The organism is Lysobacter sp. DMC97 (assembly GCF_056313745.1).
This window is the reverse complement of sequence record NZ_JBQUZR010000004.1, coordinates 239,224-264,156: the sequence shown is the minus strand read 5'-3', so window position 1 is coordinate 264,156 and position 24,933 is coordinate 239,224. Positions and strand designations below refer to the sequence as shown.

23 protein-coding genes and 1 tRNA gene are annotated in these 24,933 nt (G+C 70.5%); 14 read left to right on the top strand and 10 right to left on the bottom strand.

The window, feature by feature from the left end; genetic code table 11:
- The first annotated feature begins 154 nt into the window (after window positions 1-154).
- The gene (locus ACT53Q_RS10315; protein WP_476186560.1) at window positions 155-1,081 is read left to right on the top strand and encodes a hypothetical protein; all 927 of its coding nucleotides are present in this window, start codon (window positions 155-157) and stop codon (window positions 1,079-1,081) included.
- A 66-nt stretch (window positions 1,082-1,147) separates the two neighbouring features.
- Here ACT53Q_RS10315 and ACT53Q_RS10310 read toward each other — a convergent pair whose 3' ends face one another.
- From ACT53Q_RS10310 to ACT53Q_RS10295, 4 genes are all read right to left on the bottom strand, one after another.
- Window positions 1,148-2,644 (bottom strand): DUF1501 domain-containing protein, encoded by a 1,497-nt coding sequence (locus ACT53Q_RS10310; RefSeq protein WP_476186559.1) that lies wholly within the window; start codon window positions 2,642-2,644, stop codon window positions 1,148-1,150.
- 10 nt (window positions 2,645-2,654) lie between these two features.
- Window positions 2,655-4,496, bottom strand: a complete 1,842-nt coding sequence (locus ACT53Q_RS10305; protein WP_476186558.1) for a DUF1800 domain-containing protein — start codon at window positions 4,494-4,496, stop codon at window positions 2,655-2,657.
- Between the two features lie 137 nt (window positions 4,497-4,633).
- Window positions 4,634-5,449, bottom strand: coding sequence for a 3-hydroxybutyrate dehydrogenase (locus ACT53Q_RS10300; RefSeq protein WP_476186557.1), 816 nt, complete (start codon window positions 5,447-5,449; stop codon window positions 4,634-4,636).
- Between the two features lie 100 nt (window positions 5,450-5,549).
- Window positions 5,550-6,953, bottom strand: a complete 1,404-nt coding sequence (locus ACT53Q_RS10295; protein ID WP_476186556.1) for a GntP family permease — start codon at window positions 6,951-6,953, stop codon at window positions 5,550-5,552.
- Window positions 6,954-7,184: 231 nt separating this feature from the next.
- Between ACT53Q_RS10295 and ACT53Q_RS10290 the strand changes: the two genes are divergently transcribed.
- From ACT53Q_RS10290 to ACT53Q_RS10280, 3 genes are all read left to right on the top strand, one after another.
- Entirely contained in the window at window positions 7,185-9,452 is a 2,268-nt protein-coding gene (locus ACT53Q_RS10290; protein WP_476186555.1) for a TonB-dependent receptor, read from the top strand.
- 182 nt (window positions 9,453-9,634) lie between these two features.
- Complete coding sequence (locus tag ACT53Q_RS10285; protein ID WP_476186554.1) at window positions 9,635-13,015, top strand: hybrid sensor histidine kinase/response regulator; 3,381 nt, start codon at window positions 9,635-9,637, stop codon at window positions 13,013-13,015.
- Window positions 13,016-13,105: 90 nt separating this feature from the next.
- Window positions 13,106-13,594 carry an NUDIX hydrolase gene (locus ACT53Q_RS10280; RefSeq protein WP_476186553.1) on the top strand — a complete coding sequence of 163 codons (489 nt, stop codon included), beginning with the start codon at window positions 13,106-13,108 and terminating at the stop codon, window positions 13,592-13,594.
- Between the two features lie 16 nt (window positions 13,595-13,610).
- On the opposite strand, the gene ACT53Q_RS10275 is transcribed toward ACT53Q_RS10280, so the two are convergent.
- A complete protein-coding gene (locus ACT53Q_RS10275) occupies window positions 13,611-14,117 on the bottom strand; it encodes a hypothetical protein (RefSeq protein ID WP_476186552.1) in 507 nt (168 codons plus the stop codon).
- Between the two features lie 373 nt (window positions 14,118-14,490).
- Here ACT53Q_RS10275 and ACT53Q_RS10270 point away from each other — a divergent pair, with 373 nt between their 5' ends.
- Window positions 14,491-15,054 carry a pilin gene (locus ACT53Q_RS10270; protein ID WP_476186551.1) on the top strand — a complete coding sequence of 188 codons (564 nt, stop codon included), beginning with the start codon at window positions 14,491-14,493 and terminating at the stop codon, window positions 15,052-15,054.
- A 37-nt stretch (window positions 15,055-15,091) separates the two neighbouring features.
- Here the strand turns inward: ACT53Q_RS10270 and ACT53Q_RS10265 are convergent, their stop codons facing one another.
- Window positions 15,092-15,796: a PP2C family protein-serine/threonine phosphatase gene (locus ACT53Q_RS10265; RefSeq protein ID WP_476186550.1), complete on the bottom strand. Its 705-nt coding sequence runs from the start codon at window positions 15,794-15,796 to the stop codon at window positions 15,092-15,094.
- A 168-nt stretch (window positions 15,797-15,964) separates the two neighbouring features.
- Window positions 15,965-16,055: transfer RNA gene (locus ACT53Q_RS10260), tRNA-Ser, on the bottom strand.
- Window positions 16,056-16,180: 125 nt separating this feature from the next.
- Here ACT53Q_RS10260 and ACT53Q_RS10255 point away from each other — a divergent pair.
- Complete coding sequence (locus ACT53Q_RS10255) at window positions 16,181-16,591, top strand: DUF6165 family protein (protein ID WP_476186549.1); 411 nt, start codon at window positions 16,181-16,183, stop codon at window positions 16,589-16,591.
- A gap of 24 nt (window positions 16,592-16,615) precedes the next feature.
- Window positions 16,616-17,260 carry a hypothetical protein gene (locus ACT53Q_RS10250; protein ID WP_476186548.1) on the top strand — a complete coding sequence of 215 codons (645 nt, stop codon included), beginning with the start codon at window positions 16,616-16,618 and terminating at the stop codon, window positions 17,258-17,260.
- A gap of 558 nt (window positions 17,261-17,818) precedes the next feature.
- Here ACT53Q_RS10250 and ACT53Q_RS10245 read toward each other — a convergent pair.
- Window positions 17,819-18,571, bottom strand: a complete 753-nt coding sequence (locus ACT53Q_RS10245; protein WP_476186547.1) for a hypothetical protein — start codon at window positions 18,569-18,571, stop codon at window positions 17,819-17,821.
- A 125-nt stretch (window positions 18,572-18,696) separates the two neighbouring features.
- The gene (locus tag ACT53Q_RS10240; protein ID WP_476186546.1) at window positions 18,697-19,779 is read right to left on the bottom strand and encodes a glycosyltransferase family 9 protein; all 1,083 of its coding nucleotides are present in this window, start codon (window positions 19,777-19,779) and stop codon (window positions 18,697-18,699) included.
- A 16-nt stretch (window positions 19,780-19,795) separates the two neighbouring features.
- Here ACT53Q_RS10240 and ACT53Q_RS10235 point away from each other — a divergent pair, with 16 nt between their 5' ends.
- The 7 genes from ACT53Q_RS10235 to ACT53Q_RS10205 all read left to right on the top strand — a co-directional run bounded on the left by ACT53Q_RS10235 (window position 19,796) and on the right by ACT53Q_RS10205 (window position 24,388).
- Window positions 19,796-20,584, top strand: a complete 789-nt coding sequence (locus ACT53Q_RS10235; RefSeq protein WP_476186545.1) for a 3-deoxy-D-manno-octulosonic acid kinase — start codon at window positions 19,796-19,798, stop codon at window positions 20,582-20,584.
- A 20-nt stretch (window positions 20,585-20,604) separates the two neighbouring features.
- Complete coding sequence (locus ACT53Q_RS10230) at window positions 20,605-21,399, top strand: MBL fold metallo-hydrolase (protein ID WP_476186544.1); 795 nt, start codon at window positions 20,605-20,607, stop codon at window positions 21,397-21,399.
- 19 nt (window positions 21,400-21,418) lie between these two features.
- The gene (gene moaA, locus ACT53Q_RS10225) at window positions 21,419-22,438 is read left to right on the top strand and encodes a GTP 3',8-cyclase MoaA (protein ID WP_476186543.1); all 1,020 of its coding nucleotides are present in this window, start codon (window positions 21,419-21,421) and stop codon (window positions 22,436-22,438) included.
- Entirely contained in the window at window positions 22,438-23,109 is a 672-nt protein-coding gene (locus ACT53Q_RS10220) for a phytanoyl-CoA dioxygenase family protein (protein ID WP_476186542.1), read from the top strand. The genes moaA and ACT53Q_RS10220 overlap by 1 nt, the downstream gene beginning before the upstream one ends.
- A 1-nt stretch (window position 23,110) precedes the next feature.
- Entirely contained in the window at window positions 23,111-23,605 is a 495-nt protein-coding gene (gene moaC, locus ACT53Q_RS10215; protein ID WP_476186833.1) for a cyclic pyranopterin monophosphate synthase MoaC, read from the top strand.
- On the top strand, window positions 23,602-23,841 hold the full coding sequence (locus tag ACT53Q_RS10210) for a MoaD/ThiS family protein (RefSeq protein ID WP_476186541.1): 240 nt from the start codon (window positions 23,602-23,604) through the stop codon (window positions 23,839-23,841). The genes moaC and ACT53Q_RS10210 overlap by 4 nt, the downstream gene beginning before the upstream one ends.
- A 124-nt stretch (window positions 23,842-23,965) precedes the next feature.
- A complete protein-coding gene (locus ACT53Q_RS10205; RefSeq protein WP_476186540.1) occupies window positions 23,966-24,388 on the top strand; it encodes a molybdenum cofactor biosynthesis protein MoaE in 423 nt (140 codons plus the stop codon).
- 9 nt (window positions 24,389-24,397) lie between these two features.
- On the opposite strand, the gene ACT53Q_RS10200 is transcribed toward ACT53Q_RS10205, so the two are convergent.
- Window positions 24,398-24,907, bottom strand: coding sequence for an HD domain-containing protein (locus ACT53Q_RS10200; protein ID WP_476186539.1), 510 nt, complete (start codon window positions 24,905-24,907; stop codon window positions 24,398-24,400).
- Between the last annotated feature and the right edge of the window lie 26 nt (window positions 24,908-24,933).

Sequence of the window (24,933 nt, the reverse complement as noted above, 5' to 3'; positions counted from 1 at the left end):
CGTCGTTTTGCGGTGGCGATCCGTCGTCGCGATGCCATGACGCTGCCGTCGCGGACAGGCTATGGTGAGCGTGCCGCGCCGGCATGCAGACGTCGCCGGCGTCCCCATGCGGCAATCCGGAAGCCAGACAGCCAACGTCCAGGAGGAACAGGCCATGAGCGGTACGCAGAAGATCACGATCTATCTCAACAACTTCGACGTCCAGAATCCCAGTCCCACCAGCAATCCCAGCATCGAGGCGCTGGGCCTGATGGCCCACGACATCGGCAATTCGGGCTTCACCGTCGGCGTGTTCTGGGCGCTGCACGTGCGCGCGAACGGCGACTTCGCCTACAACGACGGCGATCCGATCGTTTCCGGCGGCCAGCTGCAGCCGGGCTTCGCGCACCTGCCGGCGCTGATCGCGGAAATGAAGGCGCGCGGCATCATGACGCAGTTGCTGTTCTCGGTCGGCGGCTGGAGCTGCGAGAGCGACTTCGTCAACATCAAGGCGATGATCGACCAGTACGGCACCGGCAGCGCGAATCCGCTGTACGCGAACTTCCAGGCGTTGAAGACGGGGCTGTCGATCGACGGCATCGACATCGACCTGGAGGCGGAGTCGTCGCCGGCGCCGTATTCACATCCGTACAGCTACTACACCGATACGCTGGTGTCGCTGGCGGCGATGCTCGACGGCCTGGGCATGACCACGACGTTCTGCCCGTACATGGATTCGGGTTTCTGGATCGACTGCCTGGCGAAGATCTACGCCGCGAACGGCAATCGCCAGCTGGTGACCACGATGAACCTGCAGTGCTACGACGGTGGCGGCAGCAACACCCAGTCGCAGTGGGTCGGGCTGCTGCAGCAGGCGACGTCGCCGCTGGGCATCGCGAACATCCCGGCCTTCGTGGTGCCCGGCTACGACGCGCAGCAGACGCCGCCGCAGGCGCTGCAGACGACGTTCGCCGACAACACGCAGATGACGCCGGGGATCATCGGTGGCTTCGTCTGGAATTACGGCGAGGTGCAGCAGACCGGCAACCCGGTATCCGCGTACGCGTCGGCGATCGTGAACGGCATCGCCACGCTGGGCTGACGAGGGCGGGGCGATGCGAACGGCGGCGGGGCATTCGTCCCGCCGCCGTCGTGATGGCACGTGTGCTCAGACGAGGCCGAGCGCCGCCAGCAGGCGGTGGTACCAGGTCTCGCGATCGTGCGCGGCGGCGCGCAGGGCGCGCGAGGATTCGACCAGCGATTCGCCGTAGGCCGGCTGCGGGTTCGCCGGCAGGTTCGCCATGGCCGGGACCGCGAGGCCGGCCGTGTACTGCGGCGCGATGTCGGTGCCCTGCACGATGCCCAGCGGCGAATAGCCGGTGTAGCCGGGGAAGATCGTGCCCAGCTTGTTGTTGCCGAGGCGGCGGATCAGGATTTCCGAGAACACGCGGCGGTAGTCGGTGGTCGCCGGCACGTCGCCGAAGTAGGGCGACAGGATCTCCGGCGCCAGCCCCAGCCACTGGCCGTAGAGCTTGCGGCCGTTGACCGCGCCGCCGAGCACCAGCATCTGGTTGCCGTAGCCGTGGTCGGTGCCGCCGCTGCCGTTCTGGCGCACGCGGCGTCCGAATTCCGACTGCACGATCACCGTCACCCGGCCCATTTCGCCGGTGGTGGTCAGCTCGTTGTAGAACGCGGTCAGCGCGTCGGACAGTTCGGCGATCTTGTTCTGGTAGTAGTGGTAACCGCTGCCCGCGGTGCCCTGGCCGTCGTGCGTGTCCCAGCCGCCGAGGTCGACGGTGGCGAAGCGCAGGCCGAGGTTGAAGCGCACCGACTGGGCGATGGTCCACAGCTGGCGGGCGAAGGTCGTGGTCGGCCAGCCGGCGGGCAGGGTGGAGGTGTAGGCCTGGCTGCCGATCACCCGCAGCGCGTTGTCGGCGCGCTGGCCGGACAGCTCGGTCCCGGTCTGGCCGGCCCACAGCGCGGCCAGCGTCTCGTTGACGCCCTTGGTGCCGGCCGGCAGGCCGCTGCGGTACTGCTGCCACTGCCAGGCGCCGGTGTTCAGCGCGAAATCGGTGGGGCTGGGCATGACCAGGGCCTGGGTGTTGCCGAGCAGGTTCGCCGGCTGGCGGCTGGCCACGGCCAGCAGCGGCATGGATTCGCTGCCGGTGGTGCCGGTCTGGGTGGCCCAGGCGCGGCTCATCCAGCCGGTACCGCCGCCCTGCGCGCCGGGCGTGCCGAGGTCGAGGTACAGCTGGGCATCGAAATGACTGCGGGTGACCACGGTCGGCATGCCGCAGGCCTGGACGATGGCGAGCTTGCCGGCGTCCCAGATCGTCTTCAGCCCGGTGGCCGAGGGATGCAGGCCGAAGCCCGTGGCGGCGCCGCCGGCGAGGGTGAGCGGCAGCGCGCCGTAGGTGCCGCTGGCGGCGATGTTCAGCGAGGGCCGGGCTTCCTCGTAATAGCTGCGGTCGTTGCCGGAGACCGGCGGCACCAGGTTCAGGCCGTCCATGCCGCCGCGCAGGAACACCAGCACCACGGTGTCGTAGGGATTGGCGGCCGCGGCCGCCTCCTGCGAGAACAGCATCGACGGGCCGGCGGCGCCGACCGCGGCGGTCGCGCAGCAGCCCTTGAGGAACTCGCGCCGGTCGAAACGGAGATCGGTCATGGCGGGGTCCTCAGCGGCTCGTGAATTCGGGCGACAGCAGGATCAGCGCGACGAGGCTGCGGAGGCGCTGCTGGTTGTAGTGCTTCTTCGGGTCGCTCGCGGCCCAGGCGTCGGTGTCGGTGATGACGTCGACGGCGGGGTTGCCGTTCTGCGCCATGAAGCCCGCCAGTACCGCGCGCCGGCTCGCCGCCGGCAGGTAGCCCAGCAGCCGTTGGCACCAGAAGTCGACGAGATTGTTCGCGGTCCAGCTGGTCACGCCGCTGCGGGTCGCGTCGAGGATCGGCGCGATCGGCGCGGGGGTGGCCGCGCCGTCGTTGGTCTCGGTCAGCCAGTCCAGCACCCGCCACGTCATCACGTAGCTGCTGGAACCCGACCACGCGAGGAAGATGTCCGGATACCCGTTCGGCGCCGGCCATTCGTACGGCACGTGGCCGGCGGACGTCAGGAGATAGAAGAGCGAGTCGGTGCGGCTGTCGCCGACCTTCGGCGTCCAGTCGGAGCCCAGGCCGCGCAGCGTGGCGGCAATCAGCTCGAACGGGCGGCGGTTCTTCATGCCCCAGCTGTTCTTGAACGCGTCCGAAGTGAGGATGTGGCGCAGGGTCTTCGCGATCTGGTCCGGCTGCTGCCAGTTCGCGCGGAACACGACCGCGGCGCTGTCGATCAGCGACTGCGGCGGGCGGTCGCCCACGAAACGGCGGATCAGCTTCTTGCAGATGAACTTGGCGACGCGCGGATGGCTGGCCAGCCGGTCCATGATGTCGCGGCCGTCCTTCATCGCCGGCTGCTCGGGATAGATGTACTTACCGAGGACGTACTTCGGGCCGGCGTCGTGCCAGGCGGAGCGGTACACGAAGCCGCCGTCGTTCTCGGTCGGGTACTGCCAGTGGCCGTTCTTGATCGACCAGCCGGTGAACGCCGACGCGGTCTCGTAGACGTCGTTGTCGGTGTAGCCGATCGGGTAGGTCGGATCCTCGGGGCAGGGCGGGACCTGGAACGGATCCATGAAGCCGAGGTAGTTCTCGGCGCCCAGCGTGTGCAGTTCCAGCAGTTCGCGCGCGAAGTTCTCGTTCGGGCCGGAGCGCGTGTTCGACGAATTGTCGAGGTAGTACATCATCGACGTGCTCTGCGCGACCGCTTCGAGCATCGTCCGGAAGTTGCCCAGCGCGTTGGCGCGGATCACGTCGCGCTGGTAGTGCATGTACACCGGACCGGCGGAGAAGTCGCTGGCGGTGACGTTGAAGTGGTCGTGCCAGAAGCCGCAGACCACTTCCAGCAACTGGCGCTTGGAGTGGACCGCGCGAGCCAGCGCGCCGCGCTCGGCTTCCCAGGCCGGCCGCATGCGCACGTCGTAGGCGGGGTCGGGCACGACGTGGTCGGCCCACAGCTGGGTCAGGCTCTTGTTGAGCGTGGTGTACCCGGCCGCGGTCAGGCGGGCGTCCATCGCGCTGTCGTCGATGCCCGCCGGGTTGAGCTGCTGGTCGAGGAACGCCGTCAGCCGCGCGGTGTCGTTGGCGCCGAGCGCGTTGAAGGCGGCGATCGAGGCCTGCGTCGCGCCGAAGGTGAGGTGGTTGAGCACGCGCACGGCGAAGGGCGCGCGCTGCAGGGTCACAAGGTCGGGCGAGGAGCGGTTCGCCGTGGACGGGCCCGACATCCCGTGGCCGCCGGACGGCGTGCCCGGCACGGTCGCGGGGCCGGTGCCGATCGCGGCCGGCAGGCCGTTGGCGATCGGCTGGCCGAACTCGTCCAGACGCGGCGGCGGCGCCTGGAACACCAGCGGGCCGCGGATGCCGTTTCGACGCGCGATCTGGGCGTACACCGCCTTGCGGCGGAGATGCGGGAAGAGTCTGGGCATGCGGGCTCCGTCTCGATGCGACCGTGGGGATCGACCGCACTATAAGCCGGAACCCCGAAACGAAATATGTCCTGAACGTCTGCGAACCGTGACGGAAGCCTCGCTCCGGAAAGCCCGTATCCGGGCCGTCGCGCGACCTACTGCGCGGTCCAGCCGCCGTCGATCGGGAACGAGGCGCCGGTCACGTTGTGGGCCTCGCGGCGGCACAGCCACAGCACCATCGAGGCGATGTCCTCGGGCAGCGACATGCGCAGGCTGGGCTGCTTCTCGGCGAGCAATGCGCGCACGCCATCGTCGCGGCTGGCGGTCTCGCCGAGGGCGCTGCGGCGGGCCTCGATCTGCGGTTCGATCAGCGGCGTCTCCACCCAGCCCGGGCAGATGCAGTTGGCGGTGATGCCGCCGCTGTCGCGGCTGCCGGCCGCGGCGTATTCCAGCGCCGCGACCTTGCTCAGGCCGACGATGCCGAACTTGCTGGCGACGTACGGCGCCTTGTTCGTCGACGCCACCAGGCCGTGCACCGAGGCGATGTTCACGACGCGGCCGTAGCCGCGCGCGGCCATGCCCGGCATCGCCAGACGCATGGTGTGGAACGCCGAGCTGAGGTTGATCGCGAGGATGTCGTTCCACTTCTGCACCGGCATCTCGGCCAGCGGCACCGCGTGCTGGATGCCGGCGTTGTTGACCACGATGTCGAGCGGCGACCACGCGTCGATCGCGGCCATCATCGCCTCGATCGCCTCGGGATCGCGCAGGTCGGCGCCGAAGTGGCGGGCGTCGGCGGCGCCGGCGTCGCGCACGGTCTGCAGGGCTGTCTCGATCTGCTCGGGCGTGCCGAGGCCGTTGATCGCGACCGTTGCGCCGGCGGCGGCCAGTGCGCGGGCGATGGCCAGGCCGATGCCGGAGGTGCTGCCGGTGACGAGGGCGGTGCGGGACGCGAGGAATCGGTCGGACATGGGGGACTCCGTCGATGGAAAAGCGCCGCGGTCGAAGCGCGGCGCGGAAAGGAAAGTCTACGGCACGCGGTGTCGCGGACGCCGCGCGCCGGTCGCGGGATCAGACCAGCCCGGTGGCGTAGAACGCGCCGATCGCCACGAACACCGCCATGGTCTTGATCACCGTGATCGCGAAGATGTCCTTGTACGCCTGGCGATGGGTCAGGCCGGTGACGGCCAGCAGGGTGATCACAGCGCCGTTGTGGGGCAGGGTGTCCATGCCGCCGGAGGCCATGGCCGCCACGCGGTGCAGCACGTCCATCGGGATACCGGCGGCGGTCGCGTTGGCGATGAAGGTCTCGGCCATCGCGCCGAGCGCGATGCTCATGCCGCCCGAGGCCGAACCGGTGATGCCGGCCAGCGACGTCACCGTGATCGCTTCGTTGATCAGCGGATTGGGGATCGCGTGCAGCGCGTTCGCCACGACGAGGAAGCCCGGCAGCGCCGCGATCACCGCGCCGAAACCGTACTCCGATGCGGTGTTCATCGCCGCCAGCATCGCGCCGCCGATCGCGGCCTTGGTGCCGTCGGCGAAACCGGCCTTCACCGGCTTCCACGCCAGCAGCAGCACGCTGGCGATGCCGACCAGCAGCGCGCCCTGCACGGCCCACACCGCGGCGACCTTCGACACTTCCTGCACCACCGGCGTGGCCTTGCCGATCACCGCGGGGATGAATTCGTGGCTGCTGCCGTAGGCCTGCGGGATGTGCACCGTCAGCAGCTTGTTGACCACGCCCACCAGCACCAGCGGCAGCAGCGCCAGCAGCGGATGCGCGAGGCGGTCGTCGGCGTAGGCGGCGGGTTCGTTGAGCAGCGCCGCGGGATCGCCGTAGCCCTCGCCCTTGCGCTTGGCCGCGCGGCGGCGCGATTCCAGGTAGAGGCTGCCGACGATCAGGATGAACACCGCGCCGATCGTGCCCAGCCACGGCGCCGCCCACGCATTGGTGCCGAAGAACGAGCTCGGGATGATGTTCTGGATCTGCGGCGTGCCGGGCAGCGCGTCCATGGTGAAGGTGAACGCGCCCAGCGCGATCGTGCCCGGGATCAGCCGCTTGGGGATGTCGCCCTGGCGGAACAGTTCGGCCGCGAACGGGTACACCGCGAACACCACCACGAACAGCGACACGCCGCCGTAGGTCAGCAGCGCGCACACGACCACGATCGACAGCATCGCGCGTTCGGCGCCGAACAGCCGGATCACCGCCTTCACGATCGACTTGGAGAAGCCGGACAGTTCGATCAATTTGCCGAAGATCGCGCCGAGCAGGAACACCGGGAAATACAGCTTCAGGAAGCCGACCATCTTGTCCATGAACAGGCCGGTGAACATCGGCGCGACCAGCGACGGATCGGTGAGCAGCACGGCGCCGAGCGCGGCGATCGGCGCGAACAGGATCACGCTGTAGCCGCGGTAGGCCACGAACATCAGGAAGCACAGCGCGGCCAGGACGATCAGGAAGGACATGGAAAGGGCGCCGGAGGATAGCGGAAGGGCGGCGTGGCGGCGGCGTGCGTGCGCACGGGGCACCGCCGCGGCGAACGCGGGAGACGGCCGGCAGTGTCCGCAGGCACCGCGTCCCGGCCCATTGTCCGAAGGTACAAGTGCCGCCGCCGGGGGCGTTGCCTAGGCTTGCCGCATCCCGCTCGCCGCGTCCGGCGGGCGGTCCTGCGTTTGATCTCTCCGAGGAATCGACCGATGCGCCGCATCACGCCCGTTCTTGTCGTCCCCGCCGCGCTCCGTCGCGCCGCCCTGCAGCATTCGTCGCTGAGCCTGGCCATCGCCCTGAGCCTCTGCGCCCCGACCGCCTTCGCCCAGGACGCCGACGCCGGCGCACAGGCCGAACGCGGCACGCTCGATGCCATCACCGTCACCGCCCGCAAGCGCGAGGAAACCATCCAGGACGTGCCGGTCGCGGTCACCGCGTTCACGGCCGACTCGCTCGACAAGCTCAACGTCGAGGACCTCAGCGACCTCGACGCGCAGGTGCCGAACCTGACCGTCTACGCCGCCCGCGGCTCCAGCAGCACCCTGACCGCCTACATCCGCGGCGTCGGCCAGTCCGATCCGCTGTGGGGCGTCGACCCGGGCGTCGGTCTGTACCTCGACGACGTCTACGTCGCCCGCCCGCAGGGCGCGCTGCTCGACGTGTTCGACGTCGGCCGCGTCGAAGTGCTGCGCGGCCCGCAGGGCACGCTGTACGGCAAGAACACCATCGGCGGCGCGATCAAGTACGTGTCGAAGCCGCTGCCGCAGGATTTCGAGGGCTTCGCCTCGGTCACGCTCGGCAACTACAACCAGCTCGACGGCAAGGCCGCGATCGGCGGCCCGCTGTTCGGCCACGACAGCGGCCTGCGTGCGCGCCTGTCGGTCGCCAGCCTCAACCGCGACGGCTTCGGCAAGAACCGCACCACCGGCGCCCAGGTCAGCGACAAGAACATCGACGCCGTGCGCTTCTCGCTCGGCGCGTACTCGCAGGACGACTTCGATGTGCAGTTCGCGTTCGACTGGATGAAGGACAACTCCGGCGTCCGCGGCGCGCAGATGCTGGCCGCGAACCGCTTCGCCCCGACGCTGGCGCCGCTGGACAGCCGCTACGACGTGCGCAACGGCATGCCCAACACCAACGACACCGAGATGAAGGGCGCGTCGGTCACCGTCAACTGGCGTCCGAACGAGGCGTGGGCGTTCAAGTACGTCGGCGCCCGCCGCGAGTCCGACACCGACACCAACATCGACTTCGACACCCTGCCGAACAAGATCGCCGACGTGCACGCGCTGTACAGCGACCAGCAGACGTCGAACGAACTGCAGGCCAACTACGACGGCGGCGGTCGCGCCCGCGGCGTGTTCGGCGTCTACCAGTTCGACGGCCGCGCCGGCGGCCGCGTGCAGAACAACTTCTTCAACCTGCTGTTCGGCGACACCCAGGGCAACGTCTACACCAAGAGCATCGCGGTCTATGCCGACTGGACGTTCGACCTGACCGACCGCCTGAAGCTTGACGTCGGCGCGCGCTACACCGACGAGGACAAGCATGCCGTCGTCCTCAACCGCGGCTACTCGGACGCGACCTTCACCCGTCCGATCAGCGTCGCGGCGAACTTCAACAAGACGATCAACTTCAAGAACACGTCGCCGAAGATCTCGCTGGACTACCAGCTCACCGACAACATCATGGTCTACGGCCTCGCCAGCCGCGGCTTCAAGTCGGGCGGCTACAACATCCGCGCCCAGGCGACGGCGGTGCCGCGTTCGGCCGAGCCGTTCCAGGACGAGTCGGTCGACAGCTTCGAGATCGGCAGCAAGATGTCGTTCCTCGACAACCGCCTGTTCCTGAACGTGTCCGCGTTCCACAACAAGTACAAGGACATCCAGCTGTCGGTGTTCACCGCCTACGACAGCAACGGCGACGGCACCGACGACGCGTTCTTCGGCGACTTCACCAACGCCGGCCGCGGCACGGTGCAGGGCCTGGAAGTCGAGTACCAGTGGCTGCCGACCGCGCACTGGGCGATCTCCGGCAACCTGGCGTGGCTGGACGCGAAGTACGACGAGTACCTCTTCAAGAACGTCAACATCGCGAAGCAGCAGGAGTTCACCAACGCGCCGGAATTCTCGGGTGCGCTGAACCTGGAATACCGCACCGAGCTGGGCAGCCTCGGCAGCCTGTCGGCCCGCGTGGGCTACAGCTACCAGAGCCGCGTCGTCGCCACGACCGAAGTCGTGCGCGATCCGGTCACCGGCGCGCGCGCCACGCCGATCAGCCAGGACGGCTACGGCCTGATCAACGCCGGCGCGATCTGGAAGCTCAACAATGCGTGGAGCTTCTCGCTGCAGGGCAGCAACCTCGCCGACGAGGAATACCTGACCACCGGCTACAACCTGCAGTCGTCGCTGGGCGTGCTGACCGGCTTCTACGGTCCGCCGCGCCAGTACACGCTGACCGCCCGCTACGATTTCTGATCGGGCGACAGCGGGATTTTCGGGCCCGTCCTCTCCGTCGGGCCCGTCTTTTCATGAGGTTCCGGAAGCGGCGTGCGAAAGCGCGCCGCTTCCGCGTTATGCTCCGCCGCAACGGGTGAGGGCGGCGACGTGACGATCGGGCAGGGGATTCGCAGCGGGAATCTCAGGGGGAATTCGCGCAGATGCTGAGCGCAGGCTGGGTCATCCTCGCCGCGCTGGCCTGGCTGGGCGTGATGTTCGCCGTCGCGGTGCACGGCGAGCGCCGGCCACAGGCGTTCGCCGGTCGCTGGAACGACGTCTACGCGCTGTCGCTGGCGGTCTACTGCACGTCGTGGACGTTCTTCGGCACCGTCACCCAGGCCGCGCGCTACGACTGGCCGCTGCCGCCGACCTTCATCGGCACGATCCTCCTCTACACGCTCGGCATCGGCCTGCTCACGCGGCTGGTGCGGCAGGTGCGCGAGAGCAACAGCACCTCGATCGCCGACTTCATCGCCAGTCGCCTCGGGCAGGACGGCTGGCTGGCCGCGGCCGTCACCTTCGTCGCGGTGCTGGGCATCGTCCCGTACATCGCGTTGCAGCTGAAGGCGGTGGCGATGAGCTTCGCGCTGCTGGTGCGCGACGATGCCGGGCAGATGCCGGCGTGGCGCGACAGCGCGCTGTACGTGGCGCTGGCGATGGCCGCGTTCGCGATGCTGTTCGGCACCCGCAGCGCCAGCGCCGCCGAGCACAACCGCGGCCTGGTGCTGGCGATGGCATTCGAGGCGCTGCTCAAGCTTGCGGCGATGCTGGCGCTGGGCGCGTTCGCGCTGTCGCTGCCGCTGCCGGCGGTGCCCGATGCGCCGCTGCCGCCGGGGCGCGGCGATCTGTCCGGGTTCGCGCCGCTGGTGCTGCTCGGCGTGCTGGCGATGTTCACGCTGCCGCACCAGTTCCACGTCGGCGCGGTGGAATGCCGCGACGAGCGCCACCTGCTGCGCGCGCGCTGGCTGTTCCCGCTGTACCTGCTGCTGATCGCGCTGCCGGTGCTGCCGCTGGCGCGCGCCGGCGACGCGCTGCTGGCCGCGCGCGGCGTGCCGTCGGACCTGTACGTGCTGGCGCTGCCGCTGGCGCACGGGCGCGAGGGGCTGGCGCTGCTCGCGTTCCTCGGCGGCCTGAGCGCGGGCACCGGCATGGTCATCGTCAGCACGCTCACGCTCAGCCTGATGATCGGCAACCACTGGCTCACGCCGCTGTGGCTGCGCGGGCCGTGGGCGCCGCGGCGGCCGTCGCCGGAAGAACCCGCGGCCACGCAGCCCGACCTGCGCCGCGCGGTGCTGGTGCAGCGGCGCGTGGGCATCCTGCTGATCGTGCTGCTGGCGTGGGCCTACAACCGCCTGCTGGTCGGCAGCGATGCGCTGGCCGACGTCGGCGCGCTGTCGTTCTCGGCGCTGGCGGCGCTGGCGCCGGCGCTGGGCTTTGCGCTGTGGCGGCCGCAGACACCGCCGCGCGCGGTGCTGCTGGGCATCGGCGCCGGCGCGCTGCTGTGGGTGTGGCTGCTGCTGGTGCCAGTGCTGGTCGAAGCGCGCGGGCTGGACACGCAGTGGCTGCGTGACGGCCCCGGCGGCTGGTCGCTGATCGCGCCGGACGCCTTCTGCGGACTCATCGGCTGGAGCCGGCTCGGGCGTGCGGTGGTGCTGTGCCTGCTCGCCGGGCTGGCGACCACGTGGATCGCATCCGGCTGGCGCGCCGCGTGGTGGCAGGCGGTGCCGCGTCGCGCCGGCGCGCGCGGGCTCACGCTCGACAGCCTGCGCGAGGCCGGCCGCCGCTTCCTGCCGCACGACGCGGTCGAGACCGCGCTCCGCGGCGCGCCGCCCACCGGCGCGGTGCCGGCGCTGCAGGAAGCCCGGCTCGAACGCGAACTCGCCGCGGTGTTGGGCGCGGCGTCGGCGCGGCTGCTGCTGGACGCCGCGCGCCGCGAGGCCGGTCGCGATTTCGACACCGTCGCCGCGATCGTCGGCGAGGCCTCGCAGGACCTGCGCTTCAACCAGCGCCTCCTCGAAGCCGCGTTGGAGAACATGAGCCAGGGCATCAGCGTGGTCGACCGCGACCTGCGGCTGGTGGCGTGGAACGGGCGCTACGCCGAACTGTTCGGTTATCCAGAATCGCTGCTGCGCGTCGGCGTGCCGGTGGCCGAACTGGTCCGCCACAACCTGCGCAACGGCTGGACCGACATCGAGCCGGAAGTCGCCAAGCGCCTGCGTCACATGCAGGCCGGCACGCCCTACGTCAGCGAGCGCACGTTCCCGGACGGGCAGGGCGGCGACGGGCTGGTGATCGAGATCCGCGGCAACCCGATGCCGGGCGGCGGCTTTGTCGCGACCTTCACCGATGTGACCGCGTTCCGCCGCGCCGAGGCCGACCTGATCCGCAGCAACGAGACGCTGGAGCAGCGCGTCGCCGACCGCACCGCGCGGCTCGACCAGGCCCGCGCCGATGCCGAGCGCGCCAACGACGCCAAGAGCCGCTTCCTCGCCGCGATCGGCCACGACCTGCTGCAGCCGCTGCACGCCGCGCAGTTGTTCACCGATGCGCTGGTCGAGCAGTTGCCGGCGTCGGGCCAGCGTGCGGTGGCGCAGCAGATCCGCGGCGCGCTGGATTCGACCGGCGACCTGCTCGCCGGCCTGCTCGACATGTCGCGGCTGGAGGCCGGCGGCCTGGTGCCGCAGCCGCGGCCGTTCCCGCTGGCCGACGTGCTCGATCCGCTGGCGTCGGAGTTCCGCGCGCTCGCCGCCGAGCGCGGGCTGCGCTTCCATTGCCGGCCGACGCGCGCCTGGGTGCAGACCGATCCGCAGCTGCTGCGGCGCGTGCTGCAGAACTTCCTCGCCAACGCCGTGCGCTACACCGCGCAGGGCGGCGTGCTGCTGGGCGTGCGCCGCGAGGGCGACGGCGTGCGCATCGAGGTGCATGACACCGGCCCGGGCATTCCCGTGTCGCAGCAGCAGACGATCTTCGAGGAATTCCGTCGCGGAGAAGGTGCGGCCGGGCAGGGGCTGGGCCTCGGGCTCGCGATCGCCGACCGCATCGCGCGCCTCATCGACGCGCCGCTGCGGCTGCGCAGCCGCATGGGGCGCGGCACCGTGTTCGCGCTGTCGCTACCGGCGATCGCGCCGCCGCGGCAGGACGTGCTGCCGTCGACCGGCGGCGGCCTCGACGGCCTGCGCGTGCTGATCGTCGACAACGACCCGCAGGCGCTGGCCGCGCTGCGCGGCATCCTCGAAGGCTGGGGCTGCCGGGTCGACGCCTTCGCCAGCGGTGGCGGCGCCGAGGCGCTGCTGGCCACGGGGGCGGAACCGGCGCTGTGGCTGTTCGACTACCACCTGGACGACGGCGACACCGGCGTCGCCCTGCAGGCGCGGCTGGCGCAGCGCTTCGGTGCGCGGCCGACGCTGATCCTCAGCGCCGACGACAGCGGCGACGTGCGCCGGATCGCGCTGGAACACGGGCTGGGCCTGCTGCCGAAGCCGGTGAAGGCGCTGGCGCTGAAATCGATGCTGCGGCGATTGTCGGCGGCGCGCGCGGCCTGAGCTGTTGGACGGCCCGGGCGGCGTGCACGGTGGCGGATGCGCCGCCGCGCCTACAATGCCGGCTTCGCCCCGGATGCCGACTCGTCGCCCATGCCCTACACCCCGATCGTCGCCACCCTCGGCTACGTGCTGTCGCCCGACCGCACGCAGGTGCTGCTGATCCACCGCAACGCGCGCCCCGACGACCAGCACCTCGGCAAGTACAACGGCCTCGGCGGCAAGCTGGAGCCGGACGAGGACGTCGTCGCCGGCATGCGCCGCGAGATCCTCGAGGAAGCCGGCATCGCCTGCGACGAACTCGCGCTGCGCGGCACGATCAGCTGGCCCGGGTTCGGCAAGGCCGGCGAGGACTGGCTGGGCTTCGTCTTCGTGATCACGCGTTACAGCGGCACGCCGTTCGCATCGAATCCCGAAGGTGCGCTGGAGTGGGTGCCGGTGGACCGCATCCACGACCTGCCGCTGTGGGACGGCGACCGCCGGTTCCTGCCGCTGGTGTTCGACGACGACCCGCGCGCCTTCCACGGGGTGATGCCGTATCGCGACGGCAAGATGGTGTCGTGGTCGTATTCGAGGATCTGACGCGCACGGCAGCCGATCAGAGCGGACTGTCGCGCCGGGATTCCACGTCGGCCGCCAGCAGCGAACGCAGCACGCTGCAGCGCTTGCGAATGGCTTCGTAGTCCGCGGGCGTAAGCGGTCCGGTGTGGCCTTCGCCGACGGCGGAGGCGATCGCGCCTTGCAGCGGCCCGTAGCCTTCGTCGTGGGTGGTGCGCGACAGGTACATGCCGCCGACGTCGTAGTACCAGCGGCGCAGGTCGCGCCCGAGCTGCGCCAGCTGTTCGTAGGTGACGCCTTCGTCGCGCGGCCATTTCGGCAGCAGCGACGTGGCCTGCCACAGCGGGCCGTAGACCTCGATCCGCCGCTTGCGCAGGTCGAGGTCGATCTCGCCGACGTATTTCTGCGACTGCGCGAGGCGGTCGCCCCAGACGCGGCCCAGCCACGCGCCGAGCGCCACCACCAGCGCGCCACCGCCGCCGACCGCGGCCAGCACGGCCAGGACCACGTCGAACACCGTGCTCCCCGAATGGGTGTTGCCGTCCATGCTGCCCTCCGCCGTGTCGTCGCCGACAGGATAGACGGCCTCGCGCGCGCGCAGCGGCCGTCGTCGGCGTCGGGCCGCGTTTCCGCAGAGGTCGGGCCCGCATGCGCCGGGAGGTCCGGCGGATGGTCCAGAGCGTGTCATGCACTTTTTCATGCGCCGCGTTGCGCCCCCCGGCCGTCGCATCGGCGGCCCGGGGGCGCAACCCTTCGGGAAGCCCGTCCGCGGGTGCGATCCTGCGTTGCGTCCCTAGCCAAGGCCACCCGCCTTGGCGGCGGGCCGCGCCTTGGCTCGCGCCCGCGGACAGGCTTCGCGGCGTATGAAAAAGTGCATGACACGCTCTATGCTCGGCGCCGGTCCAACGCATCCTTCGCGCATGAAACAGTTCGTCGTCACCCTGCTGGCCGTGCTGGTCGGCGGCTTTCTCGCCCTGCTGGCCTACGACCGCTTCATCGTGACGCCGCGCGGGACCGCGGCGGCACCGGCTGCGGCGGACGCCGCGCCGGCCGCATCCTCACCTGCAATGCCCTCCACGTCGACGCCGCCGGTCGCACCACCGCCGCCATCGACGGTCGACCTGCCGCCGCTGGCGGACACCGCCATTTCCGACAGCGAACGCGCCGCGCTGATCATGGATGCCGTGCGCCGGGCGACGATGTACCGGGTGGCGCTGACCGAGTACTACCAGACCAACGGCCGCTGGCCGCAGGATGCCGACGAAGCCGGCCTGCCGTCGCCGGAGGAAGCCCGCGGCGGTGCGGTGCAGGCGGTAGAGCTGGATCGCCACGGCGTGGTGACGGTGCGACTGGACGGCCGGTTCGGCCGCGACGGCACGCTCGTGCTGCGGCCCACCGCGAACGGCGCGACCGGCACCATCGACTGGCGCTGCGAAGTGCAGGGCGGACCGGACCTGAAGAAGACGCTGCCGCGCTGCAGCTGACGCGGGAAGGCGGGCGACGGCGCCCGCGGCGGTGCGCTCAGTGGCGGCGCACCAGCACCACGGTGATGTTGTCGGAGCCGCCGCCGTCGAGCGCGGCGGCCACCAGCCCGTCGACGCATTCCTGGGCGCTGCATTCGGTGTGGCCCAGCACCTGCGAGATGCCGGCGTCCTCGACTTCCTCGGTCAGCCCGTCGCTGCACAGCAGCAACTGCATGCCCGGGCGCAGCTCGCCGGCCAGGGTCTCGACGTTGAGGTTCTGCGGCTCGGTCACGCCCAGCGCCTGGGTGACGACGTTGCGGTGCGGATGCGTGCGCGCCTGGTCGACGGTGATCGCGCCCTGCGAGATCAGTTCCTGCACGTAGCTGTGGTCGTGCGAGAGCTGGGCGAGGGTACCGTCGCGCCACAGGTAGGCGCGGCTGTCGCCGACCCAGGCCACTTCGAAACGGTTGCCGGTGATGCGCAGCGCGACCACCGTGGTGCCCATCGGCAGCGCGTCGCTGCGCTGGCGCGAGGCGCGGATGATGTCTTCGTCGGCGGTGCGGATGGCCTGCGCCAGCGACGCGCCCTGGCGGATCTCGCGGACGATGGTCTCGCGCGCGAGCGCGCTGGCGACTTCGCCGTACTCGTGCCCGCCCATGCCGTCGGCCACCAGCCACAGCCCGAGGTCGCTGTCACCGTAGTAGGTGTCCTCGTTGAGCTCGCGACGGAGCCCGGCATGGGTCAGGTGCCCGAATTCGATCATGCGGGGGCCATGGGGAAGTGAGTCAGCCATAATTCTGGAAGGTATACGGAATCCCGTCGACAAACCGGACGCCGGCGCCTCCCCTGCGCGTGCTGCCGTCCACTCCCGCACCTGCGCCACCCGGTCCCGGATAAACGAAACGCCCCGCGAAGGGGCGTTTCGTCTGTCTGGCGGAGAGGGAGGGATTCGAACCCTCGGTACGCTATTAACGTACGCCTGATTTCGAGTCAGGTACATTCAACCGCTCTGCCACCTCTCCGAAGGGGCTGCTGCCCGGGCCGTCGCCGGTCCCGTGCTGCGGGGGCGCCATCATAAGGGGCGGGGCGCCCGGCGACAAGGCGCGTACACTGGCCGCCCGTCTTTCCGCGATCCCGCGTCCCCGCCATGTCCGAAATCCTCGTCCCCGTCTCCTTCGGCGAACTGCTCGACAAGATCGCGATCCTGCAGATCAAGTCCGAGCGCATGTCCGATCCGGCGAAGCTCGCCAACGTCCGCAACGAACTGGCGGCGCTGGACGCGACCTGGAACGCGCACCCGGCCGCGGCGCAGGACATCAGCGACCTGCGCGCCGCGCTGAAGGCCGTGAACGAGCGGCTCTGGGTGATCGAGGACGACATCCGCCTGAAGGAGAAGGCGCAGGCGTTCGACGACGAGTTCGTCCGCCTGGCCCGCAGCGTGTACTTCGAGAACGACGAGCGCGCCCGGATCAAGAAGGACATCAACCTCGCGCTGGGCTCGGCCTACGTCGAGGAGAAGTCCTACCAGGACTACCGCGCCGGCACCGCCGCGCCCTGAGTCCCGCCGCGGGTCGCCCCGCGCATGCGCCGCGACAGCTGGCTCCACGACGACCTGCTCGCCTGGCTGAGCCCGGGCGGCCTGCTGTTGACCGCGCTGATGCTGCGCTTCCCCGAGGGCCTGCGCGCGCTCCGTGCGGTCGCCCCCGAACTCACGCTGCCGACCTGGTTCGCCGGCGCCTACGTGCTGGGCGTGGCGCTCAGTCCGGTCGGACGGCTCGCCTACGGGATGTCGCAGGCGATCGTGTGGCCGCTGCTGCGCGAGGCCTGGGCACCGGCGATCCGCTTCCTCGCCGCGCGTCCCGAACGCAGCGAGGGGCTGGCGCTGGGCGATCCCGCGCGCATGGGCAGCGGCGCATTCCACGATGTCGACCGCCGCCTGCGCGAATACATCGAAGCGCTCGATCCGCAGGCGCGCAGCACCATGCACCGGTTGAAGGTGCTGTGCAGCCTGGCTTGCAACGCGCTCGCCGCGGTGGTCGTCTTCATCGTGATCGATGTCCTCGCCGGGCACGCGCCGGGCTGGCGGGCGTCCGACGTCGCGCTGGGCGCCTGCGCCCTCGCGGCGGGTGTGGTCGCCGCCGCCTATCGCGAGCGCCGGAGACAGCGCACCCAGCTCTCGCTGTGGCGGCGCCTGTGCATCGAGCGGGGCGTGCACGACACCCTCTGAGGTGCCGTCGAGGCGGCGTGGAACGGGGTGTAACAGTGTGATCGGCATCGCATTTGCGTTTTATTTGCTAACCGACAACTTCCTTCACGTGGACAACGAAATTCACACCAGCCAGTTCACTTTTGGTAGCCGCTTGCGAATTGCATGGCAGGAATCCCGGGGTTTTTCGATGGTGGTGACCGGGATTGGCCAAAAACGTTCCGGGGGCCGTCTTCACAACGTCATCGTTCGCGCCTAACTTAGGCCCCGCACGAGACGGATCGCGTCAGCCATCGAAAGGGGCTCCGGATCCCGGATCTTCCGCTCGACGGAAGTCGCCGCAGGCATAAGGAGATGCCACGTGCAGGCCCCGCAAGGGGCGGCGCGATCCTCTGGACCAGGGTCGCGTACGTTCGGTGCAGGATGCGCCAAACAGCCTGGAAGGACCCGCCATCGAAAGGAACCGATGGGCAGAACACGGTCGAAGCGCGGCGACCACGGATGGAAACCCGCCTCGACGACCAGGATCGGACCCAGCCCCCGCGGTGCGCCAGCCGCGGGGGTTTTTCGTTTGCGGGATCAGTCGAGCGAGGACAGCGGCAGGCTGACCAGCGTGCCGTCGCGGACGCGCAGCCAGGCGCGATCGCCGTGTTCGGTCTCCTTCGCCGCGTAGCCGGTGTCCACCGGGTATTGCTTGCCCGGGATTCGGCCGAATCGCGGTTTGCGCTGCAGTTCATGGGCCAGCATGTCGATCGCGTCGCGCAGACCGGCGTCGATCCTGGCGTTCACCGCTTGCGGGCCCAGTTTCGTCCAGTAGGTGGCGTTGTCTTCCGCGAAGTCGAAGAAGCCGCCCTGCGGCGCAGGCTCGCGCGACTCGACGGTCTGCCGGAACGCCACGGGCGCCGTGGCGTTGCCGGCGACGAGGTCGCCGCGACGGCCGTAACGCGCGCCCAGCAGCACCGACAGACCGCCCATCATCGGCTCCATGCGGTAGCGCAGGAACATCAGCAGGACCGTGCGGTCGGCCTCGACCGTGGCGTCCGGCGCCGGATGAGCGCTGTCGTAGATGCGCACTTCGCCGACGCGGATCTTCCCGGTCGCCTCCAGGGCGCTCCGGATGGCCTCGGCCAGCGCGTCGCGGCGCGGGGCCGTGGACAGACCGGCGTTCAGCGTCGCCATCGCGGGGCGGATGATGTCGTCCTCCATCTTCCGATAGCGCGCCGTGGCGAGGACGCCGCCAATCGGGCTGATGGCCGAGGAGGCCGCGGGGATGGGCTCGTAGCGCAATTCCGCGTCGTCGAAGCGGACTTCGACGTCCATCGGCGCGTCCATCGGGAGGACCAACTCGTTGTGCGGCCTGAGCGGTGCCGCGGACGCCCGGGCCGGGAGAATGATCGCCGCCGCGATGCCGAGGGAGAGCAGGAGCCGCGATGTCCACGTGGCGTGCATCGGAGGCCTCATTCGCTGGCGCGGAAGGCGCGGTAGCGCTCGAACGCGGCGATCCCGTCCTCGACGGTCACCAGGTCCATCACGCCGTCGTGTTCGATCTTCGCGCCCCACTTGAGTTCGGCCGCGGGCCGGCCGCGATACTTGCGCGCGGCGTCGTCGTAGCGGTCCACGCAGAAACGCACGTCGGAATATGGACCGCTGCGACGCGGGTTGCTGGCGGCGTGCAGGCCCAGCACCTTCGTGCCCATGGCGTTGGCGATATGCATCGGGCCGGAGTCGGGCGTCATCAGCAGGTCGGCGCGGGCGAGCAGGGCCGGCAACTGCTTGAGCGTGTCCTTGCCGACGAGGTCGAGCACGTCGTGCGTGTCGCCGTCGCCGATCGGCGCAGCCGGGCGCATCGCCGCGAGGATGGCGTCGGCGGTGTCGCGTTCCAGCGCGCTGCGGCCGCCCAGCAGCGCCACCCGCCAGCCCTGCGCGCGGGCGTGCTCGGCGACCGCGGCGTAGCGGTCGGCGTGCCAGTTGCGCAGGACGTGGCTGGAGCAGGGCGAGATCGCCAGCGTCGGCATGCCGTCATCCGGCCACTGGGCACGGGCCCAGGCGTGGGCGTCGTCGGGCACCGGCATCTCCCAGACCACCTCGGTCTGGCGCAGGCCCAGCGGCTCGCAGAAGCTGCCGAGCGCGTCCAGCACGTGGATGCCCGGCCGGTCCGGGATGCGTTCGTTGATGAACAGGCCGTGCAGGTCCTTCGAGCGCGAGCGGTCGTAGCCGATCCGCCGCCGCGCCGGCAGGAACGCCGACAGCAGGTTGGCCCGCGCCGCCACCTGCATCTGCAGCAGCGCGTCGAAGCGGCGTCGCGCCAGGGCGCGGCGCAGGGCGCGCATGCCGGCCAGCCCGCTCTTCTTGTCGTAGACGAGGAACTCGACGCCGGGCAGGCCGTCGAGCAGTTTCTGCTCGCCCTTGCCGATCACCCACGTCAGCGCGACCTCGGGCCAGGCCCGGCGCAGCGTGCGGACCAGCGGCAGGACGTGCGTCACATCTCCCAGGGCGGAGAGACGCAGCAGGCAGATCGATGAGGGGCTTGTCTCGCGCAATTGGTAGACTCGGAGGATGGTCGCCTTCGACGCCAGCGAGAGCCTGACGCCTTTCCGTCGCGCCGACGGCTCGGGGGCGGGAGGTGCGATTCTGTTCGACGCCTCGCTGCTGCGGCAAGCAGGCACGAAGAGCGCCGTTCCCGGCTGGTTCGATCCCGACTGGTGGGGCGCGCGTGCCACCCGGGTCGGCAGTGGCGGCCGCGGCGGCGCCTGGTTCGTCGACGGCGGCCCCGAGGCGGGCGGGTTCGGGCCGGCGGTGCTGCGCCTGTACCTGCGCGGCGGGCTGGTCGCGAAGCTCACCCGCGCCCGCTACCTCTGGCGCGGCGCGAACCGCACCCGCAGCTTCGCCGAGTTCCGCCTGCTGCGTGAACTGCAGCGCCGCCACCTGCCGGTGCCGCGGCCGATCGCCGCGATCTACTGGCGCGACGGGCCGTGGTACTACGCCGGCATCCTGCTCGAACGTCTGCAGGACGTCACCGCGCTCGCCGACCTCGCCGCGGCGCGCGGCGCGGACGCGCCTTGGGCGCAGGCGGGCCAACTCATCGCGCGGCTGCATCGCGCCGGCCTCGACCATGCCGACCTCAACGCCCACAACCTGCTGTTCGACGACGCGGGCACCGGCTGGGCGATCGACCTCGATCGCGGCGCGCTGCGCATCCCCGCCACCGGCTGGCGCGAGAAGAACCTCGCCCGGCTGCATCGCTCGCTGCACAAACTGCGCGGTGCGCGCAGCGAGGCCGAGGTCGACCGGGATTACGCCGTGCTCCGCGCCGCGTACGATGCGCAGTGGCAACGCGGCACCTAGGCCGCACGGACGGATCGAGCATGGCGTGGGCTTTGCGGTTCCAGGGCGTCGGCAATGCGTCGGCGGTCGAATTGGGCTCGGCGATGGCGACGATTGAGCGCCACGGCCGCCCGTGGCTGACCATCGACTGCGGCGCGGAAGGGCTCAGCGCCTATCTCGCGCACTACGGCGAGGCGCCGCGCGCGCTGTTCGTCACCCACACCCATCTCGACCACGTCGCCGGCTTCGAGCGCCTGTTCGTCGATGCGATGTTCGGCGGCCACGGCGAACGCCCGCGGATCTACGTGCCCGCGCCGCTGGTGCCGCTGCTGCACCAGCGGGTCGGCGACTACCCGAACGTGCTGGCCGAAGGCGGCGCGAACTTCTGGGACGCGTTTCAGGTGATCCCGGTCGGCGACGCCTTCTGGCACGACGGCGTGCGTCTGGAGACGTTCGAGGCGCGTCATCACTGGCCGCGCACCGCCTGGGGCCTGCGCCTGCGCGGCAGCGTCGTATGGACCGGTGACACCCGCCCGATCCCCGAAACCCTCGCGAAGATGGCCGATGCCGGCGAACTCGTCGCCCACGACTGCGCGCTGCGCGGCAATCCCTCGCACAGCGGCATCGCCGACCTCGAACGCGAATACGACGCCGAGCTGCTGGCGCGCTGCGTGCTGTACCACTACGTCGGCGCCGGCGAAGGCCAGGCGCTGAAGGCACGCGGCTACCGGGTCGCCGACCCGGGCGAGCGGTTGCCGCTGGCCGAACCCACGGCCGCACGCGCGGAGCCATTCGACGCAACCGATGCCGCCGACGGCGCCTGCGTTCAGGCGTGAACCGCGTATCTTCCCGTCGATGAATGCCCTGCCGCGCCCCGCCGATGCTCCGCTCGACGCCTTGGGGCGCCCGCTGCGCGACCTGCGCCTGTCGGTGATCGAGGCCTGCAATTTCCGCTGTCCGTACTGCATGCCGGCGGATCGCGTGCCGGAGGACTACGGTCTGGATGCCGCCTCGCGGCTGTCGTTCGACGAGATCGAGCGGCTCGTGCGCGGGTTCGCGCGCGCGGGCGTGCGCAAGCTGCGCCTCACCGGCGGCGAACCGCTGCTGCGGCGCGGATTGCCGGATCTCGTCGCGCGGCTGGCCGCGATCGACGGACTCGACGACATCGCGCTGACCACGAACGGCAGCCTGCTCGCGACGCACGCGCAGGCCTTGCGCGACGCCGGGCTGCATCGGCTCACGATCAGCCTCGATACGCTCGATCCCGCGCGCTTCGCCGCGCTGTCGGGCGGCCGCGGTCGTCTCGACGACGTGCTGCGCGGCATCGATGCCGCGCAGGCCGCCGGTTTCGCGAAGCTCAAGCTCAACTGCGTGATCCAGCGCGGCGTCAACGACGACGAAGTGCCGGCGCTGGTCGCGTTCGCGCGCGAACGCGGCCACACGATGCGCTTCATCGAATACATGGACGTCGGCACCTGCAACGCCTGGGACGCTGCGCGCGTCGTGCCGTCGGTCGAGGTGCGCGACGCGATCCACGCGCGCTGGCCGCTGCATCCGCTGGCGCCGACGTATCGCGGCGAAGTCGCGGCGCGCTACGGTTTCGACGACGGCGCCGGCGAGGTCGGCTTCGTCAGTTCGATCAGCGCGCCGTTCTGCGGCGACTGCCATCGCGCCCGCGTCTCCGCCGACGGCCGCCTGTTCACCTGCCTGTTCGCCGCCGACGGCACCGACCTGCGCCCGTGGCTCGGCGACGACGCGGGGTTCGATCGCCGGCTCGCCGATCTCTGGCGGGCCCGCGGCGACCGCTACAGCGAACTGCGCGCCGGCCTGCGCACACCGCGGAAGCGGGTCGAGATGTTCCTGGTGGGCGGGTGATGGCGACGGCGCGACTCGCCGAACACGGCTGGACGCGCATGCCGTCCGGGCTTGCGCCCGCGCAATTGTCGAACGTGTCGCCGGACGCACTGCTCGATGCCGAGCGGGCGGGGTCGCGCAATCTGCTCGACGTCGCCTCGTGTCGTGCACTGGTCGCGCCGCTCCGGCAGGTGCTGCAGCAGGCGGGCGTGCTGGATGCGGAGGCGGTCGCGATCCAGTGCACGTTCTTCCGCAAGACGCCCGAGTGCAACTGGAAGGTCCCGTACCACCAGGATCTGTCGGTGCCGGTCGCCGAGCGGGTCGATCATCCGGCGTTGTCCGGCTGGTCGACGAAGGAAGACGGGCACTACGTGCAGCCGCCCGCGGCGCTGCTGGAACGTCTGCTGGCCGTGCGCCTGCACCTCGATCCCTGCCATGCCGGCGACGGCGCGCTGCGCGTGCTGCCGGGAACCCATGCGGCGGGACGCATCGACGTCGAAGCGATTCCCGCGCTGCGCCGCGACCGGCACGAAGCCCACTGTTTCGCCGATGCCGGCGACCTGATCCTGATGCGTCCCCTGCTGCTGCATGCGTCGTCGAAGGCCGAATCGCCTTCCGGGCGACGCGTGCTGCATGTCCTGTTCGCGCCGCCGGAGCCGGGCTTCGGGCTGCGCTGGAGAACACGTGTCTGAAATGAACGGGCGACTGACCCACCTCGATTCCGACGGCCATCCGGCGATGGTCGACGTGTCCGCCAAGGCCGCGACCGCGCGCGCGGCGACGGCGGAATGCCGCGTGACGTTTCCCGCGGCGGTCGCTGCGCAACTTCGCGAGAACGGGCTGAAGAGCGCGAAGGGCGGCGTGGTCGATACCGCCATCGTCGCCGGCACGCTGGCGGTGAAGCGCACGCACGAACTCATTCCGTTCTGCCATCCGCTGCCGATCGACGGCATCCGTTTCGCGATCGACTGGCGCGACGCGCGTTCGCTGGAGATCGTCTGCACCGTGAAGACCGTGCATCGCACCGGCGTCGAGATGGAAGCGCTGACCGGCGCGACCATCGCCGCGCTCACCGTCTACGACATGTGCAAGGCGCTGTCGCACGCGATCGTGCTGGGACCCGCGAAGCTGCGCGGCAAGCGCGGCGGCAAGCGCGATGTCGGCACGATCGCGGGGGAGGGCGCGTGACCTCGGCGACGGTGCTGTATTTCGCGAGCCTGCGCGACGCCGCGGGCATCGATCGCGAGGCGGTCGCGTTCGACGGCGACCTGCGTGCGCTGTATGCATCCCTGCGTGAGCGGCATGGCTTTGCGCTGCCGGTCGAACGTCTGCGCGTGGCCGTCGACGGCGCGTTTGCGCACTGGGACGACGTGCCGCGCGACGGCGCCGAGATCGCGTTCATCCCGCCGGTGTCGGGCGGGTGAAGGGCCACGCTTGCGCGGCACTGCCGCGCGTGGCCGCGAACGCCCGTCCATGGAGGGGCGGGCCGGGCGATCCGCGAGCCCGGAACTTCGCGCCAAGGATGGCAATGCATCCACCGCTGAAGAGATGTCCGAGATGACCCGCTTCGCCCTTGCCGATGCCCCGTTCGAGATCGCGCCGCTGCGCGCACGGCTGCTGCGCGCGGAGGCGGGCGCCTACGCGAGCTTTGAAGGCTGGGTGCGCGACCACAACGAAGGCCGGCGCGCGTCGGGCCTGCGCTACGAAGCCTATGCCGCGCTCGCCGAAGCCGAGGGCGCGCGGATCGTCGACGAGGCGCTGGCGCGCTTCGCCATCGCCGACGCCGCCTGCGTGCATCGCGTGGGCGATCTCGACGTCGGCGATCTCGCGGTGTGGGTCGGCGTCAGCGCCGCGCATCGCGATGCCGCGTTCGCCGCCTGCCGCTGGATCATCGACGAGACGAAGGCGCGGGTACCGATCTGGAAACACGAACGCTACGTCGAGGGCGACGCGGCGTGGCTGCATCCCTGACGCCGACGCTCAATCCCGCGGTCCGGTCGCCAGCAGGCCGTCGAGTTCGTGCCACAGCGGGTCGCAGAGCCCGTCGCGGAACACCGCGGGGCGGAACGTCGCGTGCTCGTCGCGGTACATCGCCAGCATGCCAGTGTTGTCCGACGCGATGCAGGCGCGCACGTTGGCGAGCCGGTCCGCGACCTTCGCGACGAGCGCCAGTGCGTGCGCGGCGTCGACCCGCGCCATCTTCGCGTAGGTCAACTGCTTGCGCGCCTTGCGGTTCGGGCCGGGTTCGTCGGTCAGGATCGCCACGCAGTCGGCGACCTGCGTGCCGAACCGGGCCTCGACCTCTTCGCGCGTGACGGCCGTGTCCTCGATGGTGTCGTGCAGGTAGCCGACGACCTGCGCCACGGCGCCGTAGGGCGCGAGGATCGCGGCAACCGCGTCGAGGTGATGGACGTAGGGAAACGCGCCATAGGTCTGGTCGCCATGCGCGGCGATGGCGAAGGCGCGGGCGTCGGCGACATCGGGATGCATCGCGGCACGATAGCAGGGCGCGCGAC